Source organism: Nonomuraea sp. NPDC049646, from assembly GCF_044465525.1.
GTDB lineage: Bacteria > Actinomycetota > Actinomycetes > Streptosporangiales > Streptosporangiaceae > Nonomuraea.
Genome location: NZ_JBITLU010000027.1, coordinates 1 through 13,580, shown reverse-complemented (window position 1 = coordinate 13,580; position 13,580 = coordinate 1). Strand labels below are relative to the sequence as shown.

At 70.6% G+C, this 13,580-nt stretch carries 18 protein-coding genes; 8 read left to right on the top strand and 10 right to left on the bottom strand.

Annotated features, from left to right (window positions below; all coding sequences use genetic code 11):
• Nucleotides 1-107 precede the first annotated feature (107 nt).
• From ACIBQ8_RS47135 to ACIBQ8_RS47120, 4 genes are all read left to right on the top strand, one after another.
• Nucleotides 108-860, top strand: a complete 753-nt coding sequence (locus ACIBQ8_RS47135; RefSeq protein WP_397195418.1) for an SDR family oxidoreductase — start codon at nt 108-110, stop codon at nt 858-860.
• A 9-nt stretch (nt 861-869) separates the two neighbouring features.
• Complete coding sequence (locus ACIBQ8_RS47130) at nt 870-1,280, top strand: cupin domain-containing protein (protein WP_397171975.1); 411 nt, start codon at nt 870-872, stop codon at nt 1,278-1,280.
• A 78-nt stretch (nt 1,281-1,358) separates the two neighbouring features.
• Nucleotides 1,359-2,378 carry a ferritin-like protein gene (locus ACIBQ8_RS47125; protein WP_397195417.1) on the top strand — a complete coding sequence of 340 codons (1,020 nt, stop codon included), beginning with the start codon at nt 1,359-1,361 and terminating at the stop codon, nt 2,376-2,378.
• 167 nt (nt 2,379-2,545) lie between these two features.
• Nucleotides 2,546-3,529 (top strand): hypothetical protein, encoded by a 984-nt coding sequence (locus tag ACIBQ8_RS47120; RefSeq protein WP_397195416.1) that lies wholly within the window; start codon nt 2,546-2,548, stop codon nt 3,527-3,529.
• 214 nt (nt 3,530-3,743) lie between these two features.
• Here the strand turns inward: ACIBQ8_RS47120 and ACIBQ8_RS47115 are convergent, their stop codons facing one another.
• The 7 genes from ACIBQ8_RS47115 to ACIBQ8_RS47085 all read right to left on the bottom strand — a co-directional run bounded on the left by ACIBQ8_RS47115 (nt 3,744) and on the right by ACIBQ8_RS47085 (nt 7,583).
• Complete coding sequence (locus ACIBQ8_RS47115) at nt 3,744-4,229, bottom strand: hypothetical protein (RefSeq protein ID WP_397195415.1); 486 nt, start codon at nt 4,227-4,229, stop codon at nt 3,744-3,746.
• On the bottom strand, nt 4,229-4,726 hold the full coding sequence (locus tag ACIBQ8_RS47110; RefSeq protein ID WP_397171967.1) for a MauE/DoxX family redox-associated membrane protein: 498 nt from the start codon (nt 4,724-4,726) through the stop codon (nt 4,229-4,231). The genes ACIBQ8_RS47115 and ACIBQ8_RS47110 overlap by 1 nt, the downstream gene beginning before the upstream one ends.
• Before the next feature lie 67 nt (nt 4,727-4,793).
• Nucleotides 4,794-4,973 carry a hypothetical protein gene (locus ACIBQ8_RS47105; RefSeq protein WP_125645566.1) on the bottom strand — a complete coding sequence of 60 codons (180 nt, stop codon included), beginning with the start codon at nt 4,971-4,973 and terminating at the stop codon, nt 4,794-4,796.
• Nucleotides 4,974-5,069: 96 nt separating this feature from the next.
• Nucleotides 5,070-5,942, bottom strand: coding sequence for an ArsR/SmtB family transcription factor (locus ACIBQ8_RS47100; RefSeq protein ID WP_397195414.1), 873 nt, complete (start codon nt 5,940-5,942; stop codon nt 5,070-5,072).
• Between the two features lie 51 nt (nt 5,943-5,993).
• On the bottom strand, nt 5,994-6,437 hold the full coding sequence (locus ACIBQ8_RS47095; RefSeq protein ID WP_397171963.1) for a S26 family signal peptidase: 444 nt from the start codon (nt 6,435-6,437) through the stop codon (nt 5,994-5,996).
• Between the two features lie 169 nt (nt 6,438-6,606).
• The gene (locus tag ACIBQ8_RS47090) at nt 6,607-6,798 is read right to left on the bottom strand and encodes a hypothetical protein (RefSeq protein ID WP_397171961.1); all 192 of its coding nucleotides are present in this window, start codon (nt 6,796-6,798) and stop codon (nt 6,607-6,609) included.
• A 176-nt stretch (nt 6,799-6,974) separates the two neighbouring features.
• Entirely contained in the window at nt 6,975-7,583 is a 609-nt protein-coding gene (locus ACIBQ8_RS47085) for a hypothetical protein (RefSeq protein ID WP_397195413.1), read from the bottom strand.
• 158 nt (nt 7,584-7,741) lie between these two features.
• Here ACIBQ8_RS47085 and ACIBQ8_RS47080 point away from each other — a divergent pair, with 158 nt between their 5' ends.
• Complete coding sequence (locus ACIBQ8_RS47080; protein WP_397195412.1) at nt 7,742-8,035, top strand: hypothetical protein; 294 nt, start codon at nt 7,742-7,744, stop codon at nt 8,033-8,035.
• Nucleotides 8,036-8,099: 64 nt separating this feature from the next.
• Here ACIBQ8_RS47080 and ACIBQ8_RS47075 read toward each other — a convergent pair whose 3' ends face one another.
• Nucleotides 8,100-9,377 (bottom strand): serine hydrolase domain-containing protein, encoded by a 1,278-nt coding sequence (locus ACIBQ8_RS47075; RefSeq protein WP_397195411.1) that lies wholly within the window; start codon nt 9,375-9,377, stop codon nt 8,100-8,102.
• Between the two features lie 212 nt (nt 9,378-9,589).
• Between ACIBQ8_RS47075 and ACIBQ8_RS47070 the strand changes: the two genes are divergently transcribed.
• The gene (locus ACIBQ8_RS47070; protein WP_397195410.1) at nt 9,590-10,663 is read left to right on the top strand and encodes a serine hydrolase domain-containing protein; all 1,074 of its coding nucleotides are present in this window, start codon (nt 9,590-9,592) and stop codon (nt 10,661-10,663) included.
• A gap of 38 nt (nt 10,664-10,701) precedes the next feature.
• On the opposite strand, the gene ACIBQ8_RS47065 is transcribed toward ACIBQ8_RS47070, so the two are convergent.
• Nucleotides 10,702-10,842: a hypothetical protein gene (locus tag ACIBQ8_RS47065; RefSeq protein ID WP_397195409.1), complete on the bottom strand. Its 141-nt coding sequence runs from the start codon at nt 10,840-10,842 to the stop codon at nt 10,702-10,704.
• 229 nt (nt 10,843-11,071) lie between these two features.
• Between ACIBQ8_RS47065 and ACIBQ8_RS47060 the strand changes: the two genes are divergently transcribed.
• Nucleotides 11,072-12,400: a WD40 repeat domain-containing protein gene (locus ACIBQ8_RS47060; RefSeq protein WP_397195408.1), complete on the top strand. Its 1,329-nt coding sequence runs from the start codon at nt 11,072-11,074 to the stop codon at nt 12,398-12,400.
• A 47-nt stretch (nt 12,401-12,447) separates the two neighbouring features.
• On the opposite strand, the gene ACIBQ8_RS47055 is transcribed toward ACIBQ8_RS47060, so the two are convergent.
• Nucleotides 12,448-13,053 (bottom strand): DUF6461 domain-containing protein, encoded by a 606-nt coding sequence (locus tag ACIBQ8_RS47055; RefSeq protein WP_397195407.1) that lies wholly within the window; start codon nt 13,051-13,053, stop codon nt 12,448-12,450.
• Nucleotides 13,054-13,216: 163 nt separating this feature from the next.
• On the opposite strand from ACIBQ8_RS47055, the gene ACIBQ8_RS47050 reads away from it, so the two are divergent.
• Nucleotides 13,217-13,423: a hypothetical protein gene (locus ACIBQ8_RS47050; RefSeq protein ID WP_397171949.1), complete on the top strand. Its 207-nt coding sequence runs from the start codon at nt 13,217-13,219 to the stop codon at nt 13,421-13,423.
• Nucleotides 13,424-13,580: the final 157 nt, after the last annotated feature.

The following is a 13,580-nucleotide window of genomic DNA, read 5'->3' as shown; positions in this document are numbered from 1 at the left end:
AACCGGTCAGCTTCGGTGGCCGCATTGTCACAACCGAGGGGGCTGCCTTGTCTTAGCTGACGACGGGGGCGCGGCACAGCGTCCACAAAGCCAGAAGGGTGCCAACAATGAAGATCGTGGTGATCGGCGGGACCGGGCTCATCGGGTCGAAGCTGGTGAAGAAGCTGGGTGAGCACGGCCACGAGGCGGTGGCCGCGTCGCCGAACACCGGCGTCGACACGCTGACCGGCGAGGGGCTGGCCGAGGTGCTGAAGGGCGCCGAGGTCGTGATCGACGTGTCGAACTCGCCCTCGTTCGAGCGCGAGGCCGTCATGAAGTTCTTCCGGACCTCCACCGGCAACCTGCTGGCGGCCGAGGCGGCCGCGGGCGTGGGCCACCACGTGGCCGTGTCGATCGTGGGGACCGAGCGGATGCCGGAGAACGACTACTTCGCGGCGAAGATCGCCCAGGAGGAGCTGATCGAGAAGTCGGGCATCCCGTTCTCGCTGGTGCACTCCACCCAGTTCTTCGAGTTCGCCCGCGGCATCGCCGACGAGGGCACGGTCGACGGCAAGGTGCACGTCGCACCGGTGCTGTTCCAGCCGATCGCGGGCGATGACGTGGCTCAGGCGGTGGGCAGGACCGCGGTGGGGACGCCGCTGAACGGCCGGATCGAGATCGCCGGACCGAACCAGTACAGGATGGATGAGTTCTTCCGTAAGGCGCTGGCCGCCTGGGGCGACCCCCGCGAGGTCGTCGCCGACCCGCAGGCCCGCTACTTCGGCAGCGTGCTCGGCGAGCGGTCGCTGGTGCCCGGCGAGGGCGCGCAGCTCGGCACCATCACCTACAAGGACTGGCTCGACCGGTCCGCCGCGAAGTAGGGCCGGGCGATGGGCAAACCGCGATCGACCGCGTGGCAGACGGCGCTGACCGTGCTGCAGGAGGCGCGGCCGCCGTACATCCCCGAGGGCGCGCACGTGATGACCGTGGTCATCGAGTACCCGCCCGGCGACCCCGGCGCGCCGCCGCATCGCCATCCTGGTCCCGCCTTCGGCGTCGTCCTGGAGGGCGAGATGCTGATGGAGCTGGAAGGGGAACCGGAGCGGGTGATCCGGGCCGGTGAGGCGTTCTGGGAGCCGGGCGGCGACGTCATCCATTACCAGGACGGCAACAACCGCGACGATGTCCCGCTGCGGTTCACGGTCACCATGCTGTGTGAGCCGGGCAAGCCGATGTTCACGCTGGTGGAGGAGGCCGAGCTGGCCCGGCGCGAGGATCGCCGCGCGGCACGTCCGTCCTGAACCCCGGATCGAGCCAGGCCGCCGGCCCGCGGGCCGGCGGCCCGATCCGCCATGCCGACAACCCGAGGTATGACACGAATGAAACATGAACGACCGGTTCGGATCGGCACGCTCGACAGCCTGCGCGAGCACCTGCAGTGGGCGATCGAGCTGGAGCACGCGACCCTGCCGCCGTACCTGACGGCGCTGTACTCGCTGGACCCCGAGCGCAACCCCGCTGCGGTGGAGGTGGTGAGCGGCGTCTTCGTGGAGGAGATGCTGCACCTGGCGCTGGCGGCGAACCTGCTCAACGCCGTCGGCGGCACGCCGCGCCTGGACATGCCGGAGATGCTGCCGCCGCACCCGCGCAAACTGCCGCACAGCGATCTGGAGGTGTCGCTGGTGCCGTTCGGCGCGCAGGCGCTGGAGATGTTCCTGCGCCTGGAACAGCCCGCGCCGCCCGGCGCGCCGCCGGAGGACGAGGGCTACGAGACGATCGGGCAGTTCTACGCGGCGATCGAGCAGGGGTTGCGCCATTTGTGCGACACGCTCGGCGAGAAAGAGGTCTTCTGCGGCGACCCGGTCCGGCAGGTGAGCGGCGCTCACTTCCGTCACACCGCCGGTTCGCTGTTCGCCGTCGAGGATCTGGAGTCCGCGCTCGGCGCGCTGAAGGAGATCGTCGAGCAGGGGGAGGGCAACGCGCGCGGCGAGGTCTGGGACGGCGACCAGGACGTCCTCCACCCCGAGCGGGACGAGGTCGCCCACTACTACCGCTTCCAGGAGCTCAAGCTCGGCCGCCGATACCGGCGAGGCGACACCCCGAAGACCGGCCCGACCGGCGAGGAGGTCCGCGTCGACCGGGACGGCGTGCTCCCGATGACCCCCAACCCCCGGCCCGCCGCGCAGGGCAGCGCCGTGCGGGCGGCGCAGGATCGGTTCGACACCACCTACAGCACCCTGCTGGAGCTGCTGGAGCAGGCGTTCAACGGCGACCCGAAGCGGCTCACGGACGCCACCCGCGCCATGTTCACGCTCAGGGCCCAGGCGCAGGCCCTGATGGCGCTGCCCGGCGACGCCGGCCCCACCTTCGCCTACGTGCCGCGCGAAGCACGCGGCTGATCCACGACGGCGGAAGGCACGTAGCCCGCGAAGCTCTCGACGGCCTGGGTGCGGCTGAGAGAGGATCTTGAGGTGGATCCCGCGCCGACCACAGAGCACACCGCCATGACGGACCGGACAGCTCGGCGAACGCGGGAGCAGGCCGGTCGCGGACGACGAACGGGAGTGTGCAGGTGGTCAAGGTCCGAAGGGCTGCTGCCGTGCTGTTGGCGCTGGTGATCCACGCGAGCACATTGGCGCTGATCGCGCTGGGCGTCCGGGTCATCTACGTGAACCCCGGCTTCCTCTTCGCCTGGATGATCGGGGGCGTGCTCATCGGCGTCGGCGTGCTGATGTGTCCTCGGCCGCCCCGCTTACCCGCCGACGCCGAGGTGGTGGAGCGGTCAGCCGCGCCCGAACTGCACGCGTTGGCCGAGAGGGTGGCGCGGGCCGTGCACGTCCAGCCGCCGGCCCGGGTGGCGGTCAGGGATCTCGGAATGACCAGCGAATATGTACGAACCGGGTTCGGCGGCAGGGCACTGGTGATCGGGCTGCCGACGTGGCTGGTGCTGCCCGCCCGACACCGGGTTGCCCTGATGGCGCGCGCCTACGCCGAGCAGGCCCATGAGGGGCTGATCGTCGGCACCGCGCTGACCACGCTGACGCAGTGGCGTGAGTCGCTGCAGGGCGGTGGCGGCAGCGCGTCGCACCTGCGTGAGGAGCAGCACACGCGCATCGGCGCCCTGTTCGGCGTGCAGGGCACGCCGGCGGGCACGTACGAGGCGGCGGGGTCGATCGGGCGCGCGGTCGGCCACGTGCTGGGCTGGCCGGTGCTGGTGCTTCAGCGACTGCTGATCAGGCTCGCACGGGCCGATGGCGGCAGGCGTACGGAGCAGCAGCTGCCGGAGGTGGGTGCGGTAGTCACGGACGCCGACCTGCGCGAGTTGTCCGAGTTGATGGAAGGCGCGCGGTTCCTGGCGCCGGTGCAGGCCGCGGCGTTGCGCGGGGCCGCCACGTCCGCGATCCGGACGTCGGCGCTGGACCGGGCGTCGGAGATCGGCATGGACACCGGCGATGCCGACCTGCTGACTGCGCCGGCGTCCTCTCGCATCGACTGCGAGCTCTCCGAGCACTACGCGCGGGCGATCCGCGGGTTCGGCCTGATCTCATAGCCCCGGGAGCGCCTGCGCAGACGCTGCGGCCGCCCGGCGGAGTCGCTCGCTCTTCGGCCGAGAATCAGTCGAGGAAGCGGTTGCTCAGCAACGTGTCGTGGCCGTGCGGCAGGGCGTCCAGCGCGGTGTCCACCCCGGGCCGGCCGCGCCGCCGTCCTGACCTGCTCGGGCGAGGCGCCGAGCGAGCTGTTCTCCGCCGCGGTGAGGTCGTGGGTCATGCGGTGACGGGAGCGCCGAGCCCGGCCACGGTGACCGCGCGGGACCTGACCCGGCCGGAGTCGTCGAGCAGGTAGAAGGCGGGGAAGGCGGCGTTGGGGAAGGCCAGGCAGACCGGCCCGTTGGCGGGCTCGGCGATCACGGTGGCGCTGCCGCGCAGCGCGTCCTGGTAGCTCTCGCCACCGGGGCCGGAGACGACGGCGAGCACCTGCGAGGGGGAGTAGCCCGCGTTGGCGACGAGCTGGAGGAACGGCGGCAGTTGCCCGGGGCAGGCCTGGCACTCGGTGTCGAAGAAGCCGATCACCGCGGGCCGCCCGATCCCGCGCACGTCGGGGACGGCCGAGCCCACCGGCAGCAACGGCGGCCCCGCGGGAGCGGCGTGCTGCTCGGTGTGGCGCACCCTGCGGATCACCGCGAACGTCAGCACCAGGTTGAGCGCGCTCATGACGCCCACGATGACCAGGGCTGCGATGACGTACGGCATCAGAGGTTCCTCTCCAGGAGAAGGTCGGCGAGGTCGTCGAAGAGCACCAGTACGGCGGCGAGCACCGCGGCGGCGACCAGCGCCAGCGCCACCCCGGCGAGTTCGACGCGCCCGCCCGGCATGGCCCAGCCGGTGACCGCGACCGCGATCAGCAGCAGGTTGCGCACGATCTGGGCGCGGCTCAGCGGAGCGGCGGTGACGCCGAAGCACCGGCAGGTGGCGGCGGAGCCGCGGCGCAGGGCCAGCAGGATCGCGGCGGCGAAGGCCGCGAGCAGCACGGCGGCCAGCACGAACCCGGCCCGCTCGCCCAGGACGAGCAGCGCCACGGCGGCGCCCTCGCCGGCCGGCACGGCCACCGCGACCGGCACGGCGGGCAGCCCGGGAGCCAGCCCGGGGACGGAGGACACGAAGGCGCGCCAGCCGGCGGCCTTGCCCGCCAGCGCGGCCAGGAAGACCAGGCAGAGCACGGCCCGGCAGCCCAGCTCTATGTACGGCATCGCGCTCCTTCACGTGGGGGGCCGCCCACGGCCTCCTGCGGAGAGGGCGTGGGCGGGGTGTGGAGGGTCAGCAGCACTCGTAGCAGGACACGTAGGTCGTGCAGTCCGGCCGCACGCAGGTCCACGCGGTGTGGTCGAGCCAGTGGTAGCACCAGCACTCGTAGGGGCACCCTCTGGCGTCCGCGGTGCTGGCGGGCAGCAGGGCGCCGAGCATCCGGTCGCCCAACGCCTTGAGTGTGCGAGTCATCCGACCTCCTGGGGGAGAGGGACTGTATTCGCCTGATCATCACCATCGGGTCATGGAAGGGGCAATCCTTTCGGACCGCCACCGAAATGCGACAAATCAGGCGCTGTAGTCGAGGAGTTCGTGCCCCAGCGAGGTGAGCACGTGCCGCACGGCCCGGCCCTCGCGGTAGGTGTTCACGAGCCCCGCCAGCCGCAACGCCGTCACGTGCTCGGACACCGTGGAGGCGCTCACCGCCAGCGACCTGGCCAGCTCGCCGGTCGCCGAGCCGCCGCCGATCGAGCGCAGGACCCTGGCGCGGGCCTGCCCGACGACCTGGGCCAGGGCGTCCACCGACGTGGGACGGCGGGCGCCCTCGTCGCTGACCGGATAGGCGATGACGGCCCTGCTGTCGCCGCGGGGCGGCGACAGCGCGAGGAAGCAGGGGCTGGCGCACATCAGCGGCGAGAACGCGACGCCCCCGTCGCCGAGCTCCACCGGCGACGGGCACAGGTCCGAGGTGTCGATCTGCAGGGCGCAGCCGTACCAGCTCAGCCTGGGGGTGAGTCCGGGCAGCGTACGGCCGAATCCGCGCACGCAGATCAGCTCGGAGCAGCGGTTCACGTGGGCGCTCAGGCGGCGGCGTATCGCGACCCACTCGGGGGCCACGCAGCTGAGGTAGAAGGCGCGGAGCGCGTCGGCGACGTCACCGAGGCCGGGCTGGACGTCGAGCTCGTCGTTGAGCGTGCCCACCCCGGGCGGCAGCGGCAGGTCGGCCCAGAGGAAGCCGGACACGCTGTGCGGCGCGTGGTGGACCCGCCGGACGAACGGCATGGCTCTGGCGGGCGTCCTGCGCGCCAGGTCACGCCACGGCGATCCGGGTACGGCGAAGCCGGGATGACGCAGGCACAGGGCGGCGAACAGGGTGTGGTGGAGGGGGGAGATGGTGAAGGTCGTCGCGGCCAGTCCTGCGGCAGAGAAGACCAGACGCATACCCCAGCCCCGTTGTCAGGAAATGTCCGGACATATTGGAGTATGCGGCTGTTAGGACGTACTAACAAGGGTGCGCAGGACGACCCCCAGAACCCGATCGGCCGGGACGAGCCCCCACAACCGCGAGTCCGCGCTGACCTCCCCGTCGCCCAGCACCACGAGCGTTCCGGGCGGCACCGTGGCGGGCAGCCCGGGGCACTGCGGCGGCACCGGCTCGCCCGGCAGCGCCGCGACCCGCTTGACCACCCAGTCGGCCGCCGCGACCTCGGGCAGCGGCCCGTCCCGCCACCGCATCCCCGGCCCGATCGGTTCCAGCACCACGATCTGCCCGCGCCGGGCCGCCTTCCCGCGCAGCACCAGCAACCGGTCGCCGGGCCGCAACGCCGGCACCATGCTCTCCCCCCGTACGGTCACCACCGCCAATCGGCGCCTGCCGAGAACGACGACCACGATCAGCAATGTGGCGAACACGGCAATCACGGCGATCACGGGCATGGCGCGAGCGTAAGCGTCCGGGCTGTGGGGCTCAAGAACTCGTCCGGCGGGACGGGAGGGGCTGAAGTCCTGTCCGCGACGAACGCCGTCACCCGGCTTGAGCGCCGTACGGACGGCATGCGGCGCCCGTTCCTCGGGGGCGGAGGGCGACCTCGCGGTGGTGCTCCGCCTAGTCGGGGGAGCGCAGGAGCATGGCCTCCACCTCGGAACCGGCGTCGGCCGTGCAGACGTACGTGGGCCTTCCGGTCGCCGGGTCGACGGCGTACAGGGTCGCCCGCTTGCCGCACTTCGAGCACCAGGAGTCCGGCCCGCCGCCGAGCTCGGCCAGGCCGACCTTGATCTCTGGGATAACAAAAGCCATGCGGGCAGCGTAGGTCGGCTTGGTCGGGACGTCCGTGGTGACAGGGCGTCTTGCGGAATCCATGCCCGCAGATTGTTCGACACGGGGGTGCCGGGTCGTGCGGTGAGGTCCGTGAAGGTTGCTCGTGGGCCGCGTGCTACGAGTTCGGGCCTTGGGCGCGCCTGTTTCTGTTGTGGTCAGCAATACTCGGCGATCGTCTCCTGCCGGAATTGCTTTTCCGGGATTCTCGCACCGCTGGGGGCGGTCACCAGATCTGTGCCGCTCATTTCTTTCGGCGCCTCACCGAACAGGAAGCCTCGCCCGATCGGAGCATCGCTCGTCACCTGCACGTCGACGCTGATATCGGGCGGCAGAGGCGACGACAACGGGGATTCCTCCGTCGTGAATCCTTGGGCGTCGCCCAAGGTGATCGATCCCTCGCGTTCCGCCGATCGGGTCGGCTGCGATGCCTTCCACACGAGCCGTTCGGTCCGGTGATCCTGAACCTCGAACGAAAGGACGTTCTCTCCCTCGCAGAGCGGCACGACGAACCTGAACCGGCCGTCGTCGGTACGCCCCATGGCCAAGGGGCGAGGCGCGGAATCACCGGACGGCGCCAGGCTGCAGCCGGAAAGCAAGAACACGCCGATCACGGCGAGGATCGAGGGAGAGCGTAGGCGGCGTCGACGGTGCGTGACTTCATGCATCACAGGCCTCTCGGCAAAGGCGGAGATCGCCTTCTGGTCCGCTTTCTGCTCAGGGACGCTATCGCACCGGCCCGGCTTTTCGGCGTGCGAGCTGACCATAAGTCGGATCACCTCTCGTGCCCGCGATCACCGGCAGATTGGTTGCATCCCGTTCGGGAGGCAGAAACACGCGGCGTTGATTCCAGGTCTTGACGATCGCTCGTGGCCGGTGCTCACCTGAATGTGTTCTCCTGCCCGAGTGTGAGGAGTCTCCCGAAATGAAGATCCGCCGATTACCTTCCGCCGCACTCGCCCTGGCGCTGGGCGCCGGTGTCCTGGCCGGCGCCACCCCCGCCGTCGCCGCCACCCAGGCCAGCGCGTCCGTGGCCGCTGCGGGCTGGCCGACGCCGGACTGGTACCTCCAGGGCCCCTACTCCACCCTGGCCGCCTGCGACCTCGCCTACGAGGACGCGGCGCAGAACGGTCAGTACACCGGCCTCGTCTACTGCCACTGGTTCCGCGGCGGCGGCCCTTACCTGCCGGGCTTCTACTACGAGGTGTACATCCCCTGAGGGCGCAAGAGGGTCCCGCGCGACTGGCCTCACGTGCCGGAGGCGGGTCAACGGCGGGTGCTCGTCAGAGGTAGGTGCCGTACAGGTCTGTGGTGGGCCAGGTGGTCACCGCGTTGGCGGCCTTGTGGAGGGCCGGGTCGATGTCGGCGTAGCTGAGGCCGGAGGCGTCGTCGCGCTGGTTGAAGAGCGCGGCCCAGGTCAGCCCGTCGTACCGCCGTACCAGGAGGGTGTAGGTGCCGGGGAGGCTGCCGGTGTGCCAGGTGTTGCGGCCGCCGGTGACGTTGCGGACCGACCAGCCGCAGCCGTACCACCAGCCGTCGCCGTTGACGCCGGTCTCGGGCTGGGCGAAGGCCCGGGAGATGGACGTCGAGGTGAGCACCGAGCCGGCGGCGTCGAAGATCCCGGCGAAGCGCACCAGGTCGACCGCCGTACCCAGCCAGCCGCCGTGCGCGTCCATGTTCTCCAGGTTGAACGAACCGTACGGAGCCGGCACAGAGGTGCCGGAGGCGTCGAACACCGTCTTTCCCGTGTACTTCGAGACGTACGGCACCTCGCCGGTGACGGCGCCGGCCTTGAGCGTGCGGCCGAGCCTCATCCGGGTGATGCCGCGCGGTGCGAGGATCTTCTGCTGCACGTACGTGCCGTACGGCATGCCGCTGACCTTCTCGATGATCCGGCCGAGCAGCAGGTAGTCGTAGTTGGCGTAGGCGTAGGTGCTGCCGGGGTCGTGGTCCAGGGCGAGGCCGCCGGCGTACCGCATGATGTCGGCCTGGCGGACGGGCAGCGCCGTGCCGAGCGCCCTGGAGACCGCCAGGTCGCTGAACATGGGGTCGGCGGTGACGGAGGAGTCCCAGCCGCCCAGGTGCTGCAGCAACCTGAGGACGGTCACGTCCTTCAGCCGGGGATCCAGCGTCCTGCCGGACGGCGGCGTCAGGGGGAGCAGGTCGGGCAGCCGGTCGGTGAGCTTGAGCTTGCCGTCCTGCACCAGCTTGAGGACGGCCGCGCCGGTGATGGGCTTGCTCAGGCTGGCGATCCGGAACAGCGAGGTCGGCTGGGTCTTCAGGGTGGTGCTGGTCGTCCACGTGTAGCCGCGGGCCAGGACGAGCTTGCCCTTGCGGGCGACGGCGAGCGATCCGCAGGAGAGGTTGCGGGCCTGCATGAAGGCCTTCATCGTGCTGTCGAAGCTGCCCAGCCCGGATCCGAGGGTTCCGGACGTCTTCCAGGTCGCGGCGGCGGCCTCCGCCCTGCCCGGCTGGCCGGTGACGAGCCCGGCGCCGGCCAATCCGAGCCCGGCCAGGCCCATCGTCCGGCCGAAATCGCGTCGGGTCAGCCTGTCAGGCATCTGTCTTCCTCCTTGATCGAACAACACGTCACCGGGCAAACTATCTGAAACTTCGCCGCCGGTGGCGCGGGCCGGACGAGCTCGCGGGTTGGTAGGGCTCGCGGGTCGGTAGGGCAGTCCCCACCATCGGGACACCGGGCGGCATGATCGATTCCGGCGCTCGGCAGCCGCAGGATGGGCACATCACCTCATCCAAGGGAGTCGCCGACAACATGCGTAGGTATCTTGCCGCAGCCGCAGCAGCCGTCGTCCTGCTGGGCGCAGCGTCCCCGGCGCTGGCCGCCGCCAAGCCGTCGTCGCCCACCGTGCAGCAGCAGCTTGACCGGTTGACGCGGCAGGACGGGCTGGCGGGTGCGCTGGTGTCGGTGCGTGAAACCGACGGCCGGGTCAGGACGTGGACGTCCGGCGTCGCCGAACGCGGCTCCGACCGGCCGATGGTCGGCGCGGACGCGCACTTCCGCATCGCCAGCGTGACCAAGTCGGTGGTCGCGGCCACCGTGGTGCGCCTGGCGGACCAGGGCAGGATCGATCTGGACGCCCAGGCGGAGCAGTACGCGCCCGGCCTGCTCGACGGCAGGCCGATCACCGTGCGGCAACTGCTGACGCACACCAGCGGACTGCCCGAGTACCTGACGCTGATCGACCCGGCCCGCCTCGGCACCGACCCCGACGCCCAGTTCCTGCGCCTGGCCCTGGACGCCGAGCCTGCCGGCGAACCCGGCGAGAAGTGGGCCTACTCCAACACGAACTACCTGGTGGCAGGCATGCTCATCCAGAAGGTCACCGGCAAGGACTTCCGTACGGCCACCCGTCAGGGCGTCCTGAAGAACCTGCGGCACAGCTACTGGCCGCGTCAGAACGAGCTGGACATCCGCGGCGAGCACGCCCACACCTACGGCGTGAACCCGTTCGACCCGAAGAGCCGGGGCAAGGTGGTCGACACGACCCTGGAGCCCGGCCACCTCTTCGGCGCCTCGGGCGGCCTGATCTCCACCCCCGACGACCTGAACCGCTTCTGGCAGTCCCTGCCCGCCTCGACGATCAAGACCATGCTCGCCCGGACCGTCCCCGCCAACGACCCGCCGAAGGCCGACTACGGCCTGGGCGTCTACTCCTACCCGTTCGCCTGCGGCCCGGCCTGGATGCACGACGGCGGCCTGCCCGGCACCCGCGTCCTCAGCGGCCGCGACCGCTCGGGCCGCGCCGTCACCCTGTACGTGACCGGCACCCCGAAGACCGACGCGCACCTCTTCGAAGCCTTCGGCACCGCCCTGTGCGGCCGGTAGTCCCTGCCCGGCCCGGAGGTCGCCTTCCGCGGACGGCCTCAACGGCGAAGGAGCAGGCGCAGCAGGCGCAGTGCTCGGGAGCGGCGTCCTGAGTCGGTCGAGAACACGTAGGTCATGGCGGGGAGCGTCAGGAGCGCGGCGCTCGTCACGACCAGTGCGGCGAGGTGGGGCAGCATCATGGAGCCTTCCCTTCGAGAGTCCGGCGTCGCCTCGGCCGGTGCCGAGGGCGCGATTTCAGGATGGGGCGCGCCGAAGTGCCGTTGACGATCTGGGCCAAGGTCTTACGCGATCCGATGAATCCGTACATCGGCTGACAGAAACTGACGGTTCCCGGCCCGGATGGCGATGTGCACAGATCCGGCACGGGTGGGTTTGCGTTCTCCGGGAGTCTGGCATCCTGACATCACCATGTCTCCGCAAGCCCCCCTGCCGGAGGATCCCCTGGCCGTTCTGCGGGAACGCCTGCGGGACCTGCATCTCCACGCGGGCGAGCCCAGCAGCCGGGCGCTGGCCAAGCAGACGGGCGCGATGAGCCACTCCACGGCGCACGGGGTGATCCGCTGCGTCAACCTGCCTCGATGGGGCAACCTGGAGCTCGTGGTGGAGGCGTTGCAGGGCGACGTCACGGAGTTCAAGGCCCTGTGGATCGCCGCGCACAACCTGCGTTCCCAGCGCGGCCGCCCGCCGGCTCCCGAGACGGGGGCAGCGGTCCGGACGGAGGACACCCAAGGGCCGGCCTCCGATCCACTGCCCGAGCTGTACCGGCCGGTGGACGGGGCGGGCGCGGAAGGTCACTCCGGCGCCGTCTGGTCGGTGGCCTTCCACCCGGACGGGCGCATCCTGGCCAGCGGCGGCGGCGACGGGACCGTACGGCTGTGGGACACGGTGACGGGCCGGCCGCGGCGGGAGCCTCTGCTGGGCCACACGGGCGCCGTCGTGGCGGTGGCCTTCCATCCCGACGGGGAGCTGGTGGCCAGTGGGGGCAGCGACAAGACGGTACGCCTGTGGACGATCGACGGGCTCCGACCGGTGGGTCAACCGTTGCAGGGCCATGCCGGCACCGTCTGGTCGGTGGCCTTCCACCCGAACGGCCACATCCTGGCCAGCGGCGGCATAGACGGCACCGTGCGGTTGTGGGACACCACCACGGGACGGCCGTTGCAGGGTCCGCTGATGGACCATGACGGCGCCGGCTGGGCCCTGGCCTACGACCTCGACGGACACCTGCTGGCCAACGGCGGGGACGACGGCATGGTCCGGCTGTGGAACACGACGTCCGGGCAGCCGGTCAGTGAGCCGTTGGCGGGTCACAGCGGCGCGGTCGTGACGGTGGCCTTCCACCCGGACGGGCACATCCTGGCCAGCGGCGGCGACGACGAGACCGTGCGCTTGTGGGATCCCGCGTCGGGACGCGCCAAGGCGGACCCCTTCGTCGGCCACATCGGCCCGGTCCGGTCGGTGGCCTTCCATCCGGGAGCGGACCTGGTGGCCAGCGCCGGCGATGACGGGTTGGTCCGGTTGTGGCAGCTCGATTCCGGAGAACAGGTGGGACGGCCTCTCGACGGCCACACCGGTCCCGTCCGGGCCGTCGCCTTCCACCCGCACGGGCATCTGCTCGCCACCGCGGGCGCCGACAGGAAGGTGCGGCTGTGGAAGAGCACCCAGCCGCCCGACCCCGAGGTGCTGTACCGACGCATCGACAACCTGCACGCCCGGTTACGCGGGTCGAGTCCATAGAGACGGACGCCTCGGGATCCGTACCGACGAGACGGGCGACGGGATGGTCATCCTTCGTTTCTGATCCTGGCGGCGAGGAATCCCAGGTCCAGCATGCTCTGGGAGAAGGCGACGCCGGTGAGCTTCTTCGCCAGCGCGAACGATCGCTGGAAGGGGGCATGGAGGTCCGGGCCTTCCCAGGCGTGGCAGGGATCCAGCCCTGTCTCCCACATCTCGAGAAACAAGCGATCGGGCTCACTGCCCATGCGTGTTTGAGGAGAGAGCAGGTTGAAGTAGGTGATCCGTTCGCCGTCGATCGCATAGATGAAGTAGTCGTCGGCGTGGAGATTCCGGCTGATCGACACGACCTCGGTCCCTTGGGAGAGAATCGGCAGCCGGCGGTTGCAAGATTCTGTCCAGAGTTGGACGAGCACCGTCCAGCCTTGCGTCTCAAGTGCGCCCACGTAGCCACTGCGCAGGTTGTCGGCGTCGATGCATTCCATCGTCCGTTCCTGGAGGCCGTCGAAGGTCACCTGCTCGATGTCGCCGGTCCCCGCGCCGAGCCGGGTCAGCGCTTCGCGAGGGGTGAGGGATCGGGCGAAGGACACACACGAGACGTCATAGAACGGGCCGTACGTGGCCAGCCAGTCGAACTCCTTGTACGCGTCCGTCACGTCAGCGCTCCCATGATCAGTTTTCCGGACATCATCGCGACGATCGGCGAGAGACGCGGACGACCGATCGGCGGCCGTGCCCCGGGACTGAAAGGGTTGTTGCGGGTGACAGGTGGCGGCAACGGTGCGACTGTGAAGGCAGGGCGACCTGCTGGAGGAGATCGTGGATAACCCCGAGCTGACCACGGACATGGTTCTCGCCGCCGTCCGGGATCACGGATTCGCGGCCTATGACGTCCTGGTGAAGGACTTTCCGTCGGACGTGGTGGTCGCGGAGTTCACGAAGGCGGCCAGGTCGGGCTTCACCACTTTCGGCGTGGGCGTCCACCTGGCGTCGTTGACGGACAAGGGGCGGGAACGTCTCGGTTAGGGACAGTCTGCGGGGTTCTCCGGGGGCTGCGGGTTCTCCGGGGCGCCGGAGGCGGGCGTGGCGTGGGGGGGGGGGGGGGGGGGCGGCGGGGCGCCCCCCGCCACCCCCCCCCCCCCCACCACCCCCACCGCCCGCCGCGGGCGCGGCTGGCTGTTGT